General features: G+C 71.4%; 16 protein-coding genes and 1 other RNA gene. 13 read left to right on the plus strand and 4 right to left on the minus strand.

Going from position 1 to position 17,963, the window contains the following annotated elements:
• Nucleotides 1-7 precede the first annotated feature (7 nt).
• The 5 genes from ftsX to ACH4FH_RS36020 all read left to right on the plus strand — a co-directional run bounded on the left by ftsX (nt 8) and on the right by ACH4FH_RS36020 (nt 4,373).
• Complete coding sequence (gene ftsX / locus ACH4FH_RS36000; RefSeq protein WP_398560183.1) at nt 8-919, plus strand: permease-like cell division protein FtsX; 912 nt, start codon at nt 8-10, stop codon at nt 917-919.
• A gap of 68 nt (nt 920-987) precedes the next feature.
• On the plus strand, nt 988-2,196 hold the full coding sequence (locus ACH4FH_RS36005) for a S41 family peptidase (protein WP_398560184.1): 1,209 nt from the start codon (nt 988-990) through the stop codon (nt 2,194-2,196).
• 18 nt (nt 2,197-2,214) lie between these two features.
• Nucleotides 2,215-2,694 (plus strand): SsrA-binding protein SmpB, encoded by a 480-nt coding sequence (gene smpB, locus ACH4FH_RS36010; RefSeq protein WP_398560185.1) that lies wholly within the window; start codon nt 2,215-2,217, stop codon nt 2,692-2,694.
• 158 nt (nt 2,695-2,852) lie between these two features.
• Nucleotides 2,853-3,222, plus strand: a transfer-messenger RNA (tmRNA) gene (gene ssrA / locus ACH4FH_RS36015).
• A 152-nt stretch (nt 3,223-3,374) separates the two neighbouring features.
• Nucleotides 3,375-4,373, plus strand: coding sequence for an alpha/beta hydrolase family esterase (locus ACH4FH_RS36020; RefSeq protein ID WP_398560186.1), 999 nt, complete (start codon nt 3,375-3,377; stop codon nt 4,371-4,373).
• A 29-nt stretch (nt 4,374-4,402) separates the two neighbouring features.
• Here the strand turns inward: ACH4FH_RS36020 and ACH4FH_RS36025 are convergent, their stop codons facing one another.
• Nucleotides 4,403-5,701, minus strand: a complete 1,299-nt coding sequence (locus tag ACH4FH_RS36025) for an MFS transporter (protein ID WP_398560187.1) — start codon at nt 5,699-5,701, stop codon at nt 4,403-4,405.
• Nucleotides 5,702-5,805: 104 nt separating this feature from the next.
• Between ACH4FH_RS36025 and ACH4FH_RS36030 the strand changes: the two genes are divergently transcribed.
• Nucleotides 5,806-6,774 carry a LysR family transcriptional regulator gene (locus ACH4FH_RS36030; RefSeq protein ID WP_398560188.1) on the plus strand — a complete coding sequence of 323 codons (969 nt, stop codon included), beginning with the start codon at nt 5,806-5,808 and terminating at the stop codon, nt 6,772-6,774.
• Here the strand turns inward: ACH4FH_RS36030 and ACH4FH_RS36035 are convergent.
• A complete protein-coding gene (locus ACH4FH_RS36035) occupies nt 6,771-7,019 on the minus strand; it encodes a DUF397 domain-containing protein (protein ID WP_398560189.1) in 249 nt (82 codons plus the stop codon). The genes ACH4FH_RS36030 and ACH4FH_RS36035 overlap by 4 nt on opposite strands.
• Entirely contained in the window at nt 7,007-7,831 is an 825-nt protein-coding gene (locus ACH4FH_RS36040; RefSeq protein WP_398560190.1) for a helix-turn-helix domain-containing protein, read from the minus strand. The genes ACH4FH_RS36035 and ACH4FH_RS36040 overlap by 13 nt, the downstream gene beginning before the upstream one ends.
• Nucleotides 7,832-7,955: 124 nt before the next feature.
• Between ACH4FH_RS36040 and ACH4FH_RS36045 the strand changes: the two genes are divergently transcribed.
• From ACH4FH_RS36045 to ACH4FH_RS36055, 3 genes are all read left to right on the plus strand, one after another.
• On the plus strand, nt 7,956-8,417 hold the full coding sequence (locus ACH4FH_RS36045; RefSeq protein WP_398560191.1) for an ATP-binding protein: 462 nt from the start codon (nt 7,956-7,958) through the stop codon (nt 8,415-8,417).
• Between the two features lie 92 nt (nt 8,418-8,509).
• Nucleotides 8,510-9,928: a nitrate/nitrite transporter gene (locus ACH4FH_RS36050; RefSeq protein ID WP_398560192.1), complete on the plus strand. Its 1,419-nt coding sequence runs from the start codon at nt 8,510-8,512 to the stop codon at nt 9,926-9,928.
• A 168-nt stretch (nt 9,929-10,096) separates the two neighbouring features.
• The gene (locus ACH4FH_RS36055) at nt 10,097-11,329 is read left to right on the plus strand and encodes a uroporphyrinogen-III synthase (RefSeq protein WP_398560193.1); all 1,233 of its coding nucleotides are present in this window, start codon (nt 10,097-10,099) and stop codon (nt 11,327-11,329) included.
• Nucleotides 11,330-11,403: 74 nt separating this feature from the next.
• On the opposite strand, the gene ACH4FH_RS36060 is transcribed toward ACH4FH_RS36055, so the two are convergent.
• Nucleotides 11,404-12,207, minus strand: coding sequence for a class I SAM-dependent methyltransferase (locus ACH4FH_RS36060; protein ID WP_398560194.1), 804 nt, complete (start codon nt 12,205-12,207; stop codon nt 11,404-11,406).
• Nucleotides 12,208-12,433: 226 nt separating this feature from the next.
• On the opposite strand from ACH4FH_RS36060, the gene ACH4FH_RS36065 reads away from it, so the two are divergent.
• From ACH4FH_RS36065 to ACH4FH_RS36080, 4 genes are all read left to right on the plus strand, one after another.
• Entirely contained in the window at nt 12,434-13,192 is a 759-nt protein-coding gene (locus ACH4FH_RS36065) for a CGNR zinc finger domain-containing protein (protein ID WP_398560195.1), read from the plus strand.
• A 116-nt stretch (nt 13,193-13,308) separates the two neighbouring features.
• Nucleotides 13,309-13,848 carry a sigma-70 family RNA polymerase sigma factor gene (locus ACH4FH_RS36070; RefSeq protein WP_398560196.1) on the plus strand — a complete coding sequence of 180 codons (540 nt, stop codon included), beginning with the start codon at nt 13,309-13,311 and terminating at the stop codon, nt 13,846-13,848.
• The gene (locus ACH4FH_RS36075; protein ID WP_398560197.1) at nt 13,845-14,600 is read left to right on the plus strand and encodes an anti-sigma factor family protein; all 756 of its coding nucleotides are present in this window, start codon (nt 13,845-13,847) and stop codon (nt 14,598-14,600) included. Before ACH4FH_RS36070 ends, ACH4FH_RS36075 begins: the two co-directional genes overlap by 4 nt.
• Nucleotides 14,601-14,830: 230 nt before the next feature.
• Complete coding sequence (locus ACH4FH_RS36080; protein WP_398560198.1) at nt 14,831-17,401, plus strand: HelD family protein; 2,571 nt, start codon at nt 14,831-14,833, stop codon at nt 17,399-17,401.
• The last annotated feature ends 562 nt before the right edge of the window (nt 17,402-17,963 follow it).

A 17,963-nucleotide genomic window follows, 5' to 3' on the forward strand; every position in this document is an offset into this window, starting at 1 on the left:
GGACGCCATGCGCGCCCAGTTCGTCTTGTCGGAGATCGGCGTCGGTCTCCGCCGTAATCTCACGATGACCTTCGCCGTCATCGTTTCCGTGGCCCTCTCGCTCGGCCTGTTCGGCGCCTCGTTGCTGATGCGCGACCAGGTCAGCACGATGAAGGGCTATTGGTACGACAAGGTCAACGTCTCCATCTTCTTCTGCAACAAGAACGACGCCGGCAGCGGCACCAACTGCACCAAGGGTGCGGCCACGCAGCAGCAGAAGGACGACATAAAGGCCGAGCTCGACCGGCTGCCGCTCGTGCAGAACGTGCAGTACGAGTCCAGTGACCAGGCATACAAGCACTACAAGGAGCAGTTCGGCGACACGCCCGTCGCAGGACTGGTCACGCCCGACCAGCTTCCGGAGTCCTACCGGGTCAAGCTCAAGGACCCGACGAAGTTCACGGTCATCAAGTCGGCGTTCTCCGAGCGGCCCGGTGTGCAGGAGGTACAGGACCAACGGGACACCGTTGAACCCCTGTTCAACCTCCTCAACGGCATGAATATCGCCGCGCTGTGTGTGATGGGGCTGATGCTTGTCGTTGCGCTGATGCTGATCGTCAACACCGTCCGGGTGTCGGCGTTCAGCCGAAGGCGGGAGACCGGGATCATGCGCCTGGTGGGAGCGTCCAGCTTCTACATCCAGATGCCGTTCATCCTGGAGGCCGCCATCGCGGGCCTGCTGGGGGCCGTGTTCGCCTGCGTGCTGATCGTCGGCGGCAAGTACGTCCTGGTCAACAACTGGCTCGCGGAGAAGATCCAGGTGATCAATTTCATCGGCTGGGACTCGGTGGCGGCGGTCTTGCCACTGGTGCTGCTGATCGGGCTGCTGATGCCCGCGCTCGCCGCCTTCTTCGCGTTGCGCAAGTATCTCAAGGTGTGAGCTTTGCCAAGGGGCGTCGTGCGGTCAACTCACCGTACGGCGCCCTTTTGTCACCTAGACTCACCGGCATGTCGGGCCCGTGTGCGTACGACCGGCCCCGCCGCATCCGCCGCGGGGCAGCCCTGACGTTGGTCTTCGCGAGTGTGCTCGCGACCGGCGCGGCGGCGGGTACATGGAACGAGAGCGCCGAAGGCGCCGTGGAGCGGCCGGTGCGTACCACCGCCGACGGCCGGGCCGAGCGGATCGCCGACCGCGCGGCCGTCGAGCGTGCCGCGTCCGAGGCCATCGAGGACGGCAAGTCCGGTTCGCAGGCCGCGGCCGACGTCGTCAGCCGCAGCGGTGACCGCTGGTCGACGATTTACTCACCCGGCGAGTTCGAGGGCTTCCAGCAGCAGCTGGACGGTGCGTACGTCGGCGTCGGCCTGTGGGTGCGCCAGGCACACGGTGGCCTGATCGAGGTCTCCGGAGTGCAGGACGACAGCCCCGCCGAGCGCGCCGGCATCGCCGTCGGTGACACGCTGCGCGCCGTCGACGGCCGGCCCTCCCGGGGCAGACCGGTCACCGAGATCGTCGCCCGGCTGCGCGGCGCCGCCGAGGACGGCTCGGGCCGGCACTCCGCCGAGGCCGGTACGTCCGTCCGGCTGGATCTTCAGCGCGGCTCCCGCTCCTGGACCGCGACCCTGCACCGCACCCGTCTCAGAACGCAGAACGTCACCACCGAGCGGTCGGCCGGGGCCCACGGTCTGACCCGCATCAAGGTCGCCGCCTTCGCCAAGGGCACCGGTGAGGAGGTGCGCCGGGCCGTCCGCCGCGCCGCGCCGCACGGCGGACTGCTGCTGGATCTGCGCGGCAACACCGGCGGCCTCGTCACCGAGGCCGTCGCCGCGGCCTCCGCCTTCCTGGACGGCGGTCTGGTCGCCACCTATGACGTCCGCGGCAGCCAGCGCGCCCTGTACGCCGAGCGGGGCGGCAATACCCGCGTTCCGCTGGTGGTCCTCGTCGACGGGGGCACGATGAGCGCCGGTGAGCTGCTGGCCGGGGCCTTGCAGGACCGCAGCAGGGCGGTCGTCGTCGGCTCCCCGACCTTCGGCAAGGGCTCCGTGCAGATGCCCAGTGAGCTGCCGGACGGCTCGGTCGCCGAGCTGACCGTGGGCCACTACCGCACCCCGTCCGGCCGGACCGTCGACAGCCGGGGGATCACCCCCGACGTTTTGGCCGAGAGTCGCGCGGAGAAAAGAGCCCGGACAGTATTGAGTGGCCTCGGGGGTGGGTCGTAGTGCGAAAATGGCCGCACTATGGCTAAAGAGACGGGGCGCAAGCTCATCGCGCAGAACAAGAAGGCGCGGCACGACTACCACATTCTGGACACCTACGAGTGCGGCCTGGTGCTGTGGGGCACCGAGGTGAAGTCGCTGCGGCAGGGCAAGGCGTCGCTGGCCGACGGCTTCGTGCACATCGACGGTCACGAGGCGTGGCTGCACAACGTCCATGTGCCGGAGTACACCCAGGGCACCTGGACCAACCACAGCGCCCGCCGCAAGCGGAAGCTGCTGCTGCACCGCGTCGAGATCGACAAGCTGGAAGCGAAGAGCCAGGAGAGCGGTCACACGATCGTGCCGCTGGCGCTGTACTTCAAGGACGGCCGGGCCAAGGTCGAGATCGCCCTGGCCAAGGGCAAGAAGGAATTCGACAAGCGGCAGACGCTGCGGGAGCAGCAGGACCGCCGTGAGACGGAGCGCGCCGTCTCGGCCGCCCGCAGGCGTCAGCGCGCCTGACCCCCGGCCCCCGCCCGACCACCACGGCGCCGGGGCAGGGCCGGGAATACGCTGGCATCGTCGTGCGTTGGTCACGTACGATGGCACTGCACCTCACGGGGTGTGCAGGATCTGGCGCCCCATGCGGGTGTCAGTGCACCACCTTGAAAAAACAACATGGGGATGATCGGTTTCGACAGCGGATGTTGAAGCAGGGGAAGCGAGTCGAGGAAGCGGCAATGATCTCGTAAACCATATGTCGCAAACAATAATCGCCAACACCAAGCGCGATTCCTTCGCCCTCGCTGCCTAAGTAGCGACTTGCGAAGTGTCAGCCCGGGGCTGTTCCCGACCCGGATCCTGGCATCAGCTAGGGGACTAAACTTCTAGACCCGGTCACGGGGTATAGAAGGAAATCAAACAGTGACTGAGCCCGTCGGAGACTTGTTCGCGTGATCTCCGGGGCCGAGAAAATCGCAGCGAACTGCACTCGGAGAAGCCCTGTTGCTGCACCGTTGGACGCGGGTTCGATTCCCGCCATCTCCACAATTCCCATGTGAGGCCCAGGCCCCGTGTGTCCGAGAGGACACCGGGGCCTGAGTCGTTTTTGTGGTCGCCGCCCACATATCGGCGCCCCCGGGGCCCGCCTACCGTCCCTCGGCAAGGACGGACCGGACGGTGAAGGGCAGGGGCGTGGCGTGATGAGACGGACGCGGACGATATGGGGCCGGCGGGCGGCCGGGGTGCTGGTGCTGCTTGCCGGGCTGCTGGCGGGCGGGCTGTCGCCGGTGGGCGGCGCGCGGGCGGAGGCTGCTGCCGGGGCGATCGAGGAGGTCACCGGGTTCGGGACGAATCCCGGGGCGCTGCGGATGTACCGCTATGTGCCGGCCGGGCTGCCTGCGGGCCGGCCGGTCGTGGTCGCGATGCACGGCTGTACGCAGAACGCCGTCGACTACGGACGGCAGAGCGGGTGGGTCGAGCTGGCTGACCGGTGGGGGTTCTCGGTCGTGTTGCCGGGGCAGACCACGGCGAACAACGCCACCTCCTGCTTCAACTGGTTCACGGCGGGCGACACGGCCCGCGGGCAGGGAGAGGCCGCGTCCGTCGCGCAGATGGTGCAGCGGCAGCGGACGGACACGGGGGCCTCGAAGGTCTATGTCACCGGGCTGTCGGCGGGTGGCGGGATGACGACCGTGATGATGGCCGCGTATCCGGAGGAATTCACGGGCGGCGGGGTGGTCGCCGGGCTGCCGTACGGCTGTGCGCAGGCCGCCGGGTCGCCGTATGTGTGCATGTACGTCGGGGCGACGCAGACGCCTGCGCAGTGGGGCGACCGGGTGCGGGCGGCGTACCCGGGGTACGGCGGTCCATGGCCCACACTCACGGTGCTGCACGGCACCGCGGACACGACAGTGAAGCCGGTGAACATGGCGGATCTCGTCGAGCAGTGGACGAATGTGCACGGCGCCGACGGGACGGCGGACCGCACGGACACGGTGGGCGGGTATCCGCACGCGGTGTATCAGAACGCTGCCGGGGCCGCGGTCGTCCAGACGTACGCGATCACCGGCATGGGGCACGGACAGCCGGTCGACCCGGGGACCGGGCCGGCGCAGTGCGGGACGGCAGCGGCGTATGTGCTCGATGTGAACCTGTGCGCCGCGTACGAGCTGGGGCGGGGATGGGGGCTGGGCGGCTGAGAGGCCCCGCGCCCGCCGGGCCGCCCGGTTCAGCGGCGGGCGCGTGCGGTGAGCAGGCTGGTGACGAGCGCGAGGCCGGCCGCGGAGGCCGGGACGACATAGGCGGCGGGTGGCGAGCCGGGGAGGTGGTCCACGGCCCAGCCGCCCGCTGCCGAGCCGGCCGCGATGCCGCCGAGCAGGGCGGTCACGGCCAGCGTCATCCCTTCGTTCAACTGACCTGCGGGCACCCGGGATTGGACCAGGCCCATGCCGGTGACCATGGTCGGCGCGGTGGCCATGCCGGCCGGCAGGAGCGCGGCGGCCAGGGCCACGGCGCTGCCCGTCGAGGCGGCGAGGAGCGGGAGCAGCATCAGGGCGGCCATCGCGGCGACGCAGCGGAGGAAGCGGCGGGCGGTTCGGCCGGCCGGCGGCAGCAGGCCGTAGAGCAGGCCGGCCGCGCAGGAGCCGGCTGCCTGGAGGGCGAGCATGGCCCCGGCGGCGGAGCGTACGCCGTGGTGGTCCGCGAAGGCGACGGTGACGACCTCCAGCGAACCGAAGATCGCGCCGGTGCACAGGAACGTGGCCAGGAGGGGCGGCAGGCCGGGGAGGCGGAGCGGTGGGCGGGGGCGGGCGCGGCCGGCCTCTCGGTGCGGGACGGGTGGTTCGGTGCGGCGCTGGGCCGCGAACAGCAGCACCCCGGTGAGCAGGAGTGCCGCCGCCACGGCCGTACCCGCCTCCGGGAAGAGGGCGGTGCACAGCAGGGTGGCGAGGACCGGGCCGAGCATGAAGCAGAGTTCGTCCGCCGCCTGCTCGAAGGAGTTGGCGGTGTGCAGGGCGGCGGGGTCCCCGCGGAGCAGGTGGGCCCAGCGGGCACGGGACATCCCGCCGGTGTTGGGCGTGGTGGCGGTGGCCGCGTAGCAGGCGAACAAGGTCCAGGCGGGTGCGTCGTGGTGCACGCACAGGAGCAGGCCGACGGAGCCGAGGACAGCGAGGACGGTGGCCGGAACGGCGATACGGGCCTGGCCGTGGCGGTCGATCAGCCGGGCCGTCCAGGGACCGGCCAGCGCGGTCGCCGCGAGCCCGGTGGCGGTGACCGCCCCGGCCAGCGCGTACGAGCCGCGGGATCCGGCGATCATCAGGACCGCGCTGATGCTGAGCATGCCCATCGGGAGGCGGGCCAGCAGGTTCGCGGCGGTGAAGGCGCGGGTGCCGGGGACTGCGAAGATCCGGCGGTACGGCGCGAGCGGCCCGCGCGGTGAGCGGCGGAGGCGGGGCGCGCGACGGGCGGGCCGCGCGACGGGCCGTACGGGCGGGGCGGTGACCGGGCGGGCGGCGAGGAACAGGATCATGCGTCTACCGTCGCGGCAGCCCAGGTCAGTCGTCCAACACCTGATCAGACTGCATTCACGCAACAGGGTTGTTAGTGCTGGGAGGTGGCTGGGAGAGTGGCCCGGTGCCGTATGACATCGACCCGCGTCTGCTGCGGGCGTTCACCGCCGTCGCCGAGGAACTTCACTTCACGCGGGCCGCCGCCCGGTTGTACGTGGCCCAGCAGGCGCTCAGCCGGGATGTCCGGCGTCTGGAGCGGGAGCTGGGTGCCGTCCTGTTCGTGCGGACCACGCGCCAGGTGGCGCTGACGCCGGATGGGGAGCGGCTGCTGCCGTACGCCCGGCGGGTGCTGGCCGCGCAGGACGAGCTCGCCGCGGCGTTCCGGGCGGTGCAGGAGCGGCCGCTGCTGGTCGATGTGGGGGTGCCGATCGGGACGGCGCACCGGGTGCTGGAGACGGCCCGTGGCCGGGTGCCGGAGAGCTGTGAGCTGGTCGCCCGCTTCCACAGCGGACTGACGGGCGCGGCCGCCGAATTGGCGGACGGGCGGCTCGATGTGTCCTTCGGCCGGGTCGCGGCGCTGCCGGCCGGGGTGCGGGCCGGCCTGGAGCATCAGCCCGTCCGGCTGGAGCCGATGGCGGTGCTGCTGCGCGAGGGCCATCCGCTGGCCTCCCGGAGCGCGGTGCCGCTCACGGCGCTGGCCGGGGAGACGCTCTACGCGGGCGCCGGGAACCCGCAGACCGCCGAGTGGACGGATCTGGCCGCCCGCCTCTTCGAGGGGCGCGGGATCGCGATGGCCGCGCCGTTCCCGGAGATCGAGGGCTCGCGGGAGTTCGTGCGGGTGGTGCGGAAGCGGGGCTGGTCGGTGCTGGCGAGCGTGGAGTTCATCGAGGTGCCGGGGATGGTGCTGCGGCCGCTGGTCGATCCGGTGCCGCTGTCCCCGATCTCGATGGTGTGGCGCAAGGGACTGCGGCATCCGGGACTCGACGCGCTGCGGAAGGCCGCCAATGAACTCGCCGCCGGCAGTGGCTGGTTGACCGCTCCGGCGAAGGCGTGGCTACCTCGGGAGGATGCGCGCGCGATGGGCGCCGGCTAGTCGGTCGGGCGCGCGGCGGCGTACGCGGTGAAGGACGCCCATGCCTCGGGGGAGAGCGCGAGGTGCGGGCCCTGGGGGTCTTTGGAGTCGCGGATGTGGATGGTGGTGGGGTGGGCGGCGACCTCGACGCAGTTGCCCCCCTGTTCGGTGCTGTAGCTGGACTTCTGCCAGGTGTAGGCGACTTCGAGGCAGGCGCCGCCCTCGCTACCGCTGTAGCTGGACTTGAACCACGTCAGGTCGGGCATTGGTCTCCTAGCAACCGGTCCAACAGGCTCGCGGTTTCCTCTGCGTTGAGGGCCTGCATTCGCAGCATTCCATACTTCTGCGTGAGGACACTGACCTCGTGAGGGTCGGCAGTCAGCGCACTACTGCGTTGCGCCTCCGTATAAGCGAGGTGTTGGTGTCCGGAGGTCTCCAGCAGCACGAATGGGCCGTCGAGCCCGGCGTGCGTCTTGCGGGCCAGAGGCAGCGCCTGGACAGAGACGCCCGTGAGTTCCGCGCAAGTCCGCAGACGGGAGATCTGGTCTCGCATGACTTCGCGTCCGCCGAGTTCGCTCAGCAGAACGGCTTCGGAAATGACGAAGCTGGCGGTGACAGGTTCCGGCTTGTGCAGGATTTGCTGGCGATCCAGCCGTGCCTCGACCCGGCGTTCGACCTCCTCATCACTGAGGTGTGGGACATCGCTGCGGAATGTGGCGCGCGCGTAATCCTCGGTCTGGAGCAAGCCAGGGATGACGCCGTTCTCGTACCAACAGAGAGCAATGGCCTCCCGCTCATGCATCATGAAATCCGCCGCCCACACCGGATATTTCTCCCGCTCCGGCAGCCTCTCGACTCCCACCGCGAGCGCGCCGCCCGTCTTCAGGAGCTGGTCCAGCTGGGAGGCGAGGTGGGGGAGCAGGGCGCGCCTGCCCTGTTCGATCGAGGCGATGCTCTCCTCGGCCGCGCCCACGCGCTCACCGAGGCCGCGTTGGGTGAAGCCGGCGTTGACGCGGAATAACGCCATCTGCGCGCCGAGGAGTTCCATCGCCGAGGAGTGCCGGTTCTTGGGCTTCATTCGTGGCTGCATGACATTCCACTCCCCGTACTTCGCCGCGCGTGACCGTGTGCGCGCCCGTACTCGTCGGGAGTACGGGTTCACGTACTGGCACAGCGTAGTTACCCACTGCGACTCTCCCGGTATGAACGATGAGATGCAACCCCTCGACTCCCGCGAGCGGTTGTTCCGGCGTGAGCGCCGTTCCGTGCCGCTGGCCAGGGAGTTCGTGCGGGCGGTGCTCGCCGGCTGGGGAGTGGGGGAGTCCGCGGAGGCGGTGTTGCTCTGCGTGAGCGAGCTGGCGACGAACGCGGTGCGGCACGGTGTGCCGCCCGGCCGAGGCTTTCGGCTGTGGCTGCGAAGGGAGGCCGACGGCACGTTGCGCGTAGAGGTGCACGACAGCGGTGACGGCTGTCCCCGGGTGCTCACGGCAGGGCCGGGCGACGAGGGTGGCCGGGGCCTGCTGCTGGTGGAGGCGCTGGCCGACAAGTGGGGGGTGGGGGAGCGCGATCCCGGCAAGATCGTCTGGTGCGAGTTCGCGCTCCGAGGGGAGCCGCACACCGAAGGGGACCCCCGAGGGCTCACCACGCGGCCGCGGAAGGCGTGAGTGCAAGGTTTCGCCGTGGTCACCTGTCGGCACGGGCCGGAAACGCGCCGAACCTAACCTCCAGGGAGAAGAGACGACCCCTGGGAGGCGCGATGACGGCCGAGGCCGCGGCAGAGACCCGTAGCGGTAGCCGTACGAGGAGAGGAGGCCGGTGGATCGAGCAGTGGGATCCCGAGGACGAAGGCTTCTGGAAGCAGACGGGTGAGAAGATCGCACGGCGGAACCTGATCTTCTCGGTGCTCTCCGAGCACATCGGCTTCTCCATCTGGAGCCTGTGGTCGGTGATGGTGCTCTTCATGGGGCCGGAGTACGGGGTCGACCCGGCCGGAAAGTTCTTCCTCGTGGCGATACCGACGCTGGTGGGCGGCGTGCTGCGGGTGCCCTACACCTTCGCGGTGGCGCGCTTCGGCGGGCGTAACTGGACGGTGCTGAGCGCGCTGATGCTGCTGGTGCCGACGGCCGCCGCGGCGCTGGTGATGACGCCGGGCACCTCGTACACGACGTTCATCGTGGTCGCGGCGCTGACCGGCGTCGGCGGCGGCAACTTCGCCTCGTCGATGACCAACATCAACTCCTTCTACCCGCTGCGTAAGAAGGGGTGGGCGCTGGGCCTGAACGCCGGTGGCGGAAACATCGGCGTGCCGGTCATCCAGCTGCTCGGTCTGCTGGTCATCGGTACGGCGGGAGCCGCGCACCCGCGGCTCGTGCTCGCCGTCTACGTGCCGCTGATCGTGGTCGCCGCGGTGCTCGCCGCGCTGTTCATGGACAACCTCGGGCCGGTCACGAACGACACCGGGGCGGCGCGCGACGCGGCCAAGGAGCCGCACACCTGGGTGATGTCGCTGCTGTACATCGGCACCTTCGGGTCGTTCATCGGCTACAGCTTCGCCTTCGGTCTGGTTCTGCAGACCCAGTTCGCGCGCACGCCCCTCCAGGCGGCGTCCCTGACGTTCATCGGGCCGCTGCTCGGCTCGCTGGTGCGGCCGGTCGGCGGGCGGTTCGCGGACCGGTTCGGCGGTGCCCGGATCACGCTGGGCAACTTCGTGGCGATGGGGGCGGCGACCGGCGTGGTGATCTACGCGTCGGCGGAGCGGTCGCTGCCGGTCTTCCTCGTGGGATTCATCGCGCTGTTCGTGCTGACCGGGTTCGGGAACGGCTCCACGTACAAGATGATCCCGGGGATCTTCCAGGCCCAGGCCGTCCGGCGGGGGCTCGCGGGGGAGGCGGCCGTGGCGTACGGGCGGCGGCTCTCGGGAGCCGCGATGGGGCTGATCGGCGCGGTGGGCGCGCTCGGCGGGCTGGCCATCAACCTCGCCTTCCGGCAGTCGTTCCAGATGACGGGATCCGGTACCCCGGCGTTCGTGTCGTTCCTCGCCTTCTACGCGGTGTGCTGCGTGGTGACCTGGGCCGTATACCTGCGCAGGCCGTCGCGCGCGGCGTCCTCGGAGGGCGCGGAGACGGGCGTGGAGGCGGGAGAAGCGGCCGCACGCCCCGTCTACGCGGAGGTGTGAGACGCGCGCCGCAGGACGCGCCGTAACACTTGGGAAATACTGGGTGACCGGGCCTGTCACGTGGTGTTGGCAGGCTCGGTACCTCGATACCCCTCTCGCCCGAGCCGCGGCGGTGGGGGAGCGCATACGCACAATGCACCACACCACTCTGGGCGGAGCGGGACGACCATGCACGATCAGCAGCAGGAGCAGCAACCACAGCAGCGAGGCGACCAGCAGACGCAGTCGAGCGACGGGGATCCGCAGGAGACCCGGCAGGAGGCCGCGCGGGCCGTACGGCCACTGGAGGGGTTCACCGTCGGTGTGACCGCCGCGCGGCGGGCGGAGGAGCTGGGCACGCTGCTGGAGCGCCGCGGCGCGCAGGTGATGCACGCGCCCGCGCTGCGCATCGTCCCGCTGCCGGACGACACCGAGCTGCTGGCCGCGACCCGGGACCTGATCGAGGACGCGCCGGACGTGGTGATCGCCACCACCGCCATCGGCTTCCGCGGCTGGGTCGAGGCCGCCGAGGGGTGGGGCCTGGGCGAGGAACTGCTCGGCCGGCTGGCCGGCGTCGAGCTGCTCGCGCGCGGGCCGAAGGTGCGAGGCGCCATCCGGGCCGCCGGGCTGACCGAGAAGTGGTCGCCCGCGTCCGAGTCCATGGCCGAGGTCCTCGACCGGCTCCTGGAGGAGGGGGTCTCCGGGCGCCGGGTGGCCATCCAGCTGCACGGCGAGCTGCTTCCGGGCTTCGTGGAGGCGCTGCGGGCCGACGGCGCGGAGGTCGTGGGTGTCCCCGTCTACCGCTGGATGCCGCCCGAGGACATCGCCCCCGTGGACCGCCTGCTGGACGCGGTGATCGGACGCGGCGTGGACGCGGTCACCTTCACCAGCGCCCCGGCCGCCGCGTCGCTGCTGCGCCGCGCCGAGGAGCGCGGCATCAAGGAGGAGGTGCTCGCCGCCCTGCGCCAGGACGTGCTGTCGGTGTGCGTGGGGCCGGTCACCGCGCTGCCCCTCCAGGCCCTCGACCTGCCCACTCTCCAGCCGGAGCGCTTCCGGCTGGGGCCGCTGGTGCAGGTGCTGTGCCGCGAACTCCCGGGCCGGGTGCTCTCGTTGCCCGTCGCCGGGCGGCGCATCGAGATCCGTGGCCATGCCGTCGTCGTGGACGGCGAGCTGCGGCCGGTGCCCCCGGCCGGCATGGCGCTGCTGCGCGCGCTGGCCCGCCGCCCCGGCTGGGTGGTGGCCCGCGCGGACCTGCTGCGGGCGCTGCCGGGCGCGGGGCGGGACGAGCACGCGGTGGAGACGGCGATGGCCCGGCTGCGGGTGGCGTTGGGCGCGCCGAAGCTGATCCAGACGGTGGTCAAGCGGGGCTACCGGCTCTCGCTCGACCCGCACGCGGACACCGGCAAGTACGACGGGGCCTGACCGGTCCGGGCGGAGCGACGGCGCCTGAGCGTCCTTCCGGGCGGAGCGTGCCGCGGTGACCGCCGCGGCACGCGTCAGGCTGTGTGGTCGACGTGGTCGAAGTTGTTGACGTTGTTGACGCGGATCTTGGACTGGCCGTGCGGCCGCTTCTCCCAGTCCTCCATGAACCGGGCCTCCAGGCCGTGCTTGCGCGCAAGTCGCAGCAGTGTCTCGGTCCGGTAGTAGAAGTCCTCCCGCAGCACCTGGTGTTCGGCGCCCTCGGTGCGGTCGAAGGTGAAGTCGAAGAAGCCACCGGGCGCCAGGATGCGGCCGACGTGGGCCAGGCACTCGTCGATGACCTCGATCGGCGAGTGGGAGAAGACGCTGTGCGCGTGCACGACGTCGAAGTGGCCGTCCGGCAGGAAGTCCAGCGTGAGGTCGTGCGTGAGGGTCAAGTGCGGCAGCTTGGCCTGGAGTTCGTAGGTGGTGAGGGTCTTCTTCGCGGAGATCAGGATGTCCGGCGAGATGTCGATGCCGTAGTAGTTGCCGGTGTCCAGGTAGTCGATGAAACGCCAGCCCGCCCGCAGGTTGCCGCAGCCTATGTCGAGCATCCGGTGGACCGGCTTGAGGCCGTGTTCCGTCAGGTAGTCGAACTGCATCTCCCCCAGCGCCAGCCAGCGCTCGTGGCTCTGGCTACCGACGGCCGCCTCCGGGTTGCGGGCCGCGTCGGACGCCATGACCGCGCGGTAGTAGTCCACGTGGCGGGGGTGCTTCACGCGCAGCCAGGCGTCACGCGCGGTGCGCCTGAGGTACGGGGTGATGCGGGCCGGGTTCCGGATCGCGTAGGCCAGCTTGTGGGTCAGGCTGGCGCGGTTCCTGAGCAGGGATTTCGGCGACATGGAGACCTTCGTCCTGGTGGGGCCGGAAGGGGCAGGGCGCGGTGGTCGGCAGGGCCGTCCGGGCGCCACGCCGCGGACTATACCCGAGAGGTATACATGCAGTGTCTACTTGATGTGTCCGTGTGCGGTGCACCTCCGTGGTGGGCGCCCCCGGAGGGTTCCCGACGGCCGCCGCGCCGGGCACTCTTGGGGCACACGCGTTTGTTCTCTAAGGAGTGACAGGCACATGGCGGCGCCTCACGACCTGCGGTTCGACTGCGGGCGGATCTGCCTGGACCTGGTGGCCACGACCGGCGGCACCCCGGCCGAACGGCTCACCGGGCCCGAGCACCTGACGGCCTGGCTGGTCGGCGCGGGGGTGGTACCACCCGGCGTACCGCTGGAGGGTGTCGACGGCGGCTGGGTCGCCCGCTTCAGAGCGCTGCGCGAGCTACTGCACCGCGTGGTGCACGACGAACTCCGGGACCGGGCGGCCGATGCCGACCTGACGCTGCTCAACGCTACCGCCGAGGTCGCGGATCCGCCCGCCGTGCGCCTGCTGCGTACCGCCGAAGGGAGCCTTGCCCGCACGTTCACCGGCCCGCCCGACTGTGCCGGGCTGCTGGCCGCGATCGCGCGGGACGCCGTCACGCTGCTGACCGACGAGGCGGCACGCGGACAGCTGCGGGAGTGCGAGGGGGAGAGCTGCTCCCTGGTCTATCTGGACACCTCCCGCGGGCGGCGCAGGCGGTGGTGCTCCAGCGAGGTGTGCGGCAACCGGGAGCGGGTGGCGCGGCACCGCAGGCGTTCGATGCGGCGGCGCACGGGCACGACCACCCCGGGCGGGCCCTCCGGGGGAGCCGTCGGCGCGGCACCCGCGCCTGCCGTGCCTCCCTCGCCTTCGTCGGCTCCCGCGTCTCCCTGGCCGTCCGCGCCTCCCGCCCCTCCCGCCCCTCCCGCCCCTCCCGCCCCTCCCGCCTCTCCTTTGATTCACGCCAAAAAATAATCCGCCGGACAGTGAGTCGCCCCGTCCCTTTGGCCCGTACTCCTCTCCGCAAGTCCGATCCGTGGCATGGTCCCCGGCCCGCTCCGGTGATCCGCGCTATCGACCCGGGAGTTGGAGTGCGCAAGGATGCCGTCGTGGCAGACCGGACGACACCAGACGAGGCGCTCATGCGAGCCCTCTACGACGAGCACGCGGGTCCGCTCCTCGCCTTCGTCCTGCGACTGGTGGCGGGCGACCGGCACCGCGCGGAGGACGTGGTGCAGGAAACGCTGGTGCGCGCCTGGCGCAACGCCGACCAGTTGCAGCGCGCCACCGGCTCGATCCGGCCGTGGCTGGTGACGGTCGCCCGGCGGATCGTCATCGACGGACACCGCAGCCGCCAGGCCAGGCCGCAGGAGGTCGACCCCACACCCCTGGAGACGATGCCCGCGGCCGATGTGATCGACCGGGCGCTGCGCCTGATGACGATCTCCGAGGCGCTGAGCGACCTCAGCCAGGCCCACCGAGAGGCCCTCGTCGAGACGTACTTCAAGGAGCGTACGGTCAGCGAGGCCGCGGAGGTGCTGCGGGTGCCGGCCGGGACCGTGCGGTCCCGGGTGTTCTACGCCCTGCGCTCCCTGAAGCTCTCGCTAGAGGAACGAGGAGTGACGGAGTGAACCCGCCCACGCAGCCGGACCGGCACACCGACGTCGGCGCCTACGCGCTGGGCGTCCTGGACGCCGCCGACGCGGACCGGTTCGAGGTACATCTGGCCGTATGCGACCGGTGCGCGGCGGAACTCGAGGAACTGATGGGCCTGCCCCCGTTGCTGGCCGAGTTCAAGGAGTCCGCCCCCACCCCACAGACCCTCACCGCAACCCCCGGGCCCGGTGTCCTGGACGGCCTGCTCGACGAGGTCGCCGCGACCCGCGGCACCCGGCGCAGGCGCCGGCTGTACCTCGTCGCCGCGGCCGCCGTGCTGATCATCGGCGGGCCGCTCGCCACGGTCTCCCTGACCTCCGGCGAATCCGGGACCGGGACCGGGGCCGAGGCCGTGCCGCCGCTCGCCAACGCCGTCCGCGCGCAGTACGCCGAGGGCGAGCGGGTGACGTCCGTCGACCCCGACACCAAGGTCGCGGCGGGCGTGTCCATGGCGCCCCGGCCCTGGGGTACGCAGGTCGTCCTCGAACTCGCCAACGTCAAGGGCCCGCTCACCTGTGACCTGGTCGCCGTCGGCAAGGACGGCAGGCGCCAGACCGTCACCACCTGGGCGGTGCCCCCGGGCGGGTACGGCATCAAGGACAGCGCCGCCAAGTGGAACCGGCAGCCGCTGTACGCCGCGGGCGGGGCGGCCCTCAACCGCGGCGACATCGACCGGTTCGAGATCCGCACCCTGGCGGGCGACCGGCTGGCCACGGTGGACGTCTGAGGCTGCGCCAACCCGTCCGGCGGCACGCCCGCCGGGCGCCGCGGCGCGCCGCGGGCGGGGACGGCTCACCGTCGAACGGGGACCCCCGGCTGACCTGGCTGGGGATGAAGTCGATGCCTGAGTCAACATCCGACCGAACACGTCCCTTTTTGTCCGTATGGCCAGGTGCGCGCGGTGCCCGGTTCGCGTACGGTTGACGGCTGCCCTACGCACAGCAGAAGGGGGCCTGGGTGGCCGCGCAGAATGCCACGCACGCGCCGGATCACGCTTCGGATTCCGTTCGCGACCGCGAGATCGAGACCGAGCAGACGCATCTGGACCGCGTCTACCGGCGCCTTGAGGAGAAGATCCACGAGGCAGAGTTCCTGATGGACGACGCCGCCAAGCGCGGCCAGGTCGGCACGCCCGGCGCACTCGCCGAGCGCGACGCCCAGGTCTTCCAGGCCGGCGTCCATCTCCACCGCCTGAATTCCGAGTACGAGGACTTTCTCTTCGGCCGCATCGACCTGCTCCTGGGCAAGGACGGCAAGAAGGGCCCGGACGGCGCGTACACCTCCGTCGAACCCGCCGAGGGCGCCATCGAGGACGGCCACGCCGCCATCGCCGAGACGCTGCACATCGGACGCCTCGGCGTCCTCGACGCGGACTACTCCCCGCTGGTCATCGACTGGCGGGCGCCCGCCGCCGCACCCTTCTACCGCGCCACCCCGGTCGCCCCCGGCCGGGTCGTACGCCGGCGCGTCATCCGCTCCAAGGGCCGCCAGGTCCTCGGTGTCGAGGACGACCTGATGCGTCCGGAGGTCACCGCGACACTGGACGGCCGGGAGCTGCCGGCGATCGGCGACGGCGCGCTGATGGCCGCGCTGGGACGGGCCCGCAGCCACACCATGCGGGACATCGTCGCCTCCATCCAGGCCGAGCAGGACATGGTCATCCGGGCCCCCGCCGCGTCGGTGACGGAGGTCGAGGGCGGGCCCGGCACGGGCAAGACCGCCGTCGCGCTGCACCGCGCCGCCTACCTCCTCTACCAGGACCGCCGCCGCTACGCCGGCGGCATCCTGATCGTCTCCCCGACGCCGCTGCTGGTCGCCTACACCGAGGGCGTGCTGCCCTCGCTCGGTGAGGAGGGCCAGGTCGCCATCCGGTCGCTCGGTTCACTGGTCGACGGCGCCGAGGCGACCGCCTACGACACGCCCGCGGTCGCCCGCATCAAGGGTTCGAGCCGTATGCAGAAGCTGCTGCGCAAGGCCGCCCGCGGAGCGCTGGAGACGGCCGCCGGGGCAGGAACGGAGCCGCCGGAGGCTCCCCGGCCCGCCGTGGACGGGGGCGCCGACGCGCAGCTGTCCCTGGAGGACCTCTTCGCCGTGGCCGGGGACGACACCGCCCCCGAGCGGCCCGCCGACGGCGGACGGGACAGTCGAAGAACCCGCTCCAGACACTCGCGCCCCGCCACCACCGCGCCTACCCGGCTGCGGGTGGTCGCCTTCGGCGGCCGGATCGAGCTGGAGGCCGAAGAACTGCGCGCCATCCGGCAGGCCGCCCTCGGCGGCACGGCACCGGTCAACCTGCTGCGGCCGCGCGCCCGGCGGCTGATCCTGGACGCCCTGTGGGCCAAGTCCGGCGCGGCCCGCCGCTACACCGACCCCGAGCTGGTCGCGGAGGCCCGTCAGGGCTTCGACGAGGACCTCACCACCGAGCCGTACTTCCAGGAATTCCTGGACGCCTGGTGGCCCGAACTCACTCCGCGCGGGGTGCTGGCGGCGATGGCCGACGAGCGACTCCTGGGCCGCTGGGCCCGAAGGGTCCTCAACCAGCGCGAGGTCCGCCAACTCGCCCGCTCGCTGCGGCGCCTGCAGACCGGGGACGCCGCCTCGGCCGCCACCCCGGCGGGCAAGGCCGCGGGGCAGGGCCAGGGCCCGCTGTCGGTGCACGACGTCGCCCTGCTGGACGAGCTGCAGCTGATCCTCGGCGCCCCGGCGCGCCCGGCCCGTCAGCGCGAGGCCGACCCGCTGGACCACCTGACCGGTCTGGAGGAGCTCTCGACCTACGCCGAGCGCAACGGCGGCGGCCGCAGCCGCCGTGACCGGCTGGAGGAGGAGCGCGCCGACTACGCCCACGTCATCGTCGACGAGGCGCAGGACCTGACACCGATGCAGTGGCGGATGGTCGGCCGACGGGGCCGGCACGCCACCTGGACCGTCGTGGGCGACCCGGCGCAGTCCTCCTGGTCGGACCCGGACGAGGCGGCCCTCGCCCGGGACGAGGCACTCGGGTCCCGCCCCCGGCGGCGCTTCACCCTCACCGTCAACTACCGCAACCCCGCGGAGATCGCCGAACTGGCGGCCAGGGTGCTGGCGCTGGCGATGCCCGGCATGGAATCGCCGAAGGCGGTCCGCTCCACGGGCCTGGAGCCGCGTTTCGCGGTCGCGACCACGGACGGCGCGCGGGGCGCCGCCACCGAGGACGCGCTGGCGCGGGCCACCGTCGCGGAGGCCGGGCGGCTGCTGGGCGAGGTGGACGGCACGGTCGGCGTCGTGGTGGCCATGCAGCGCCGCGAACAGGCGCGCCGCTGGCTCGCCGGACTCGGCGAACGGGTGGTCGCGCTGGGCTCACTGGAGGCCAAGGGTCTGGAGTACGACGCGACCCTGGTCGTCTCCCCGGCCGAGATCGCCGACGAGTCCCCGGCCGGTCTGCGGGTGCTCTATGTGGCCCTGACCCGGGCCACCCAGCAGCTGACGGTGCTCTCCGCGGAGCGCGACGAGCCCGACGCGGACGGGGTGCCCGACCTGCTGCGGGACTGACCCGTACGGCCGCCCGCGCGAGCCGGCGCGGACCGCCGTCCGAGGGGTCTTGAAATCGTCCCCCCGGGACGGGATTCGCTTCCGGGGATGGTTTGTTAGCCTGGGTGACGGCACCGGCTCGATCCAAGCCCCCGGGCCCAACCATCGTCGCTACGAGCGACCACTTGCCGCGAGGCGAGCATGGCGGGTCGGTGCCACCTAGCGGAACTGCGGGCGTCCCTCCTCCGGGAGGGGCGCCCGTAGTCGTTTTGGACACCCGAAAACAGCCGCCCGAGGGCGGGCGTGAGGGAGGGGGGTTCCCCTCGAACCGCGTTATCTCGTATGGTGGAAGAGTTCTTCCGAAGTTTGTAGCTGGTTACCAGGTACCGACTGGTAGGTGGGACGATCGACCAACGCGCTCCGGACCTGCACTATCAGGTATCGGAGCGGCGTGCAGAGTGAACCAAGGGAAAGCAGAGGAAGTCGGCCATGGCAACGGCGCCTAGCGTCTCGTATTCGATGACGGTGCGACTGGAAGTTCCCGCGAGCGGCACCGCCGTCAGCCAGCTCACCACGGCCGTGG

The organism is Streptomyces sp. NPDC017993, from assembly GCF_044328065.1.
Classification (GTDB): domain Bacteria; phylum Actinomycetota; class Actinomycetes; order Streptomycetales; family Streptomycetaceae; genus Streptomyces.

Bases quoted from the DNA above. Each gene is read 5' to 3' on its own strand.
- ftsX (WP_398560183.1), top strand. From the start codon at position 8: ATGCGCGCCCAGTTCGTCTTGTCGGAGATCGGCGTCGGTCTCCGCCGT.
- ACH4FH_RS36005 (WP_398560184.1), top strand. From the start codon at position 988: ATGTCGGGCCCGTGTGCGTACGACCGGCCCCGCCGCATCCGCCGCGGG.
- smpB (WP_398560185.1), top strand. From the start codon at position 2,215: ATGGCTAAAGAGACGGGGCGCAAGCTCATCGCGCAGAACAAGAAGGCG.
- ACH4FH_RS36020 (WP_398560186.1), top strand. From the start codon at position 3,375: ATGAGACGGACGCGGACGATATGGGGCCGGCGGGCGGCCGGGGTGCTG.
- ACH4FH_RS36025 (WP_398560187.1), bottom strand. From the start codon at position 5,701: ATGATCCTGTTCCTCGCCGCCCGCCCGGTCACCGCCCCGCCCGTACGG.
- ACH4FH_RS36035 (WP_398560189.1), bottom strand. From the start codon at position 7,019: ATGCCCGACCTGACGTGGTTCAAGTCCAGCTACAGCGGTAGCGAGGGC.
- ACH4FH_RS36040 (WP_398560190.1), bottom strand. From the start codon at position 7,831: ATGAAGCCCAAGAACCGGCACTCCTCGGCGATGGAACTCCTCGGCGCG.
- ACH4FH_RS36045 (WP_398560191.1), top strand. From the start codon at position 7,956: ATGAACGATGAGATGCAACCCCTCGACTCCCGCGAGCGGTTGTTCCGG.
- ACH4FH_RS36050 (WP_398560192.1), top strand. From the start codon at position 8,510: ATGACGGCCGAGGCCGCGGCAGAGACCCGTAGCGGTAGCCGTACGAGG.
- ACH4FH_RS36055 (WP_398560193.1), top strand. From the start codon at position 10,097: ATGCACGATCAGCAGCAGGAGCAGCAACCACAGCAGCGAGGCGACCAG.
- ACH4FH_RS36060 (WP_398560194.1), bottom strand. From the start codon at position 12,207: ATGTCGCCGAAATCCCTGCTCAGGAACCGCGCCAGCCTGACCCACAAG.
- ACH4FH_RS36065 (WP_398560195.1), top strand. From the start codon at position 12,434: ATGGCGGCGCCTCACGACCTGCGGTTCGACTGCGGGCGGATCTGCCTG.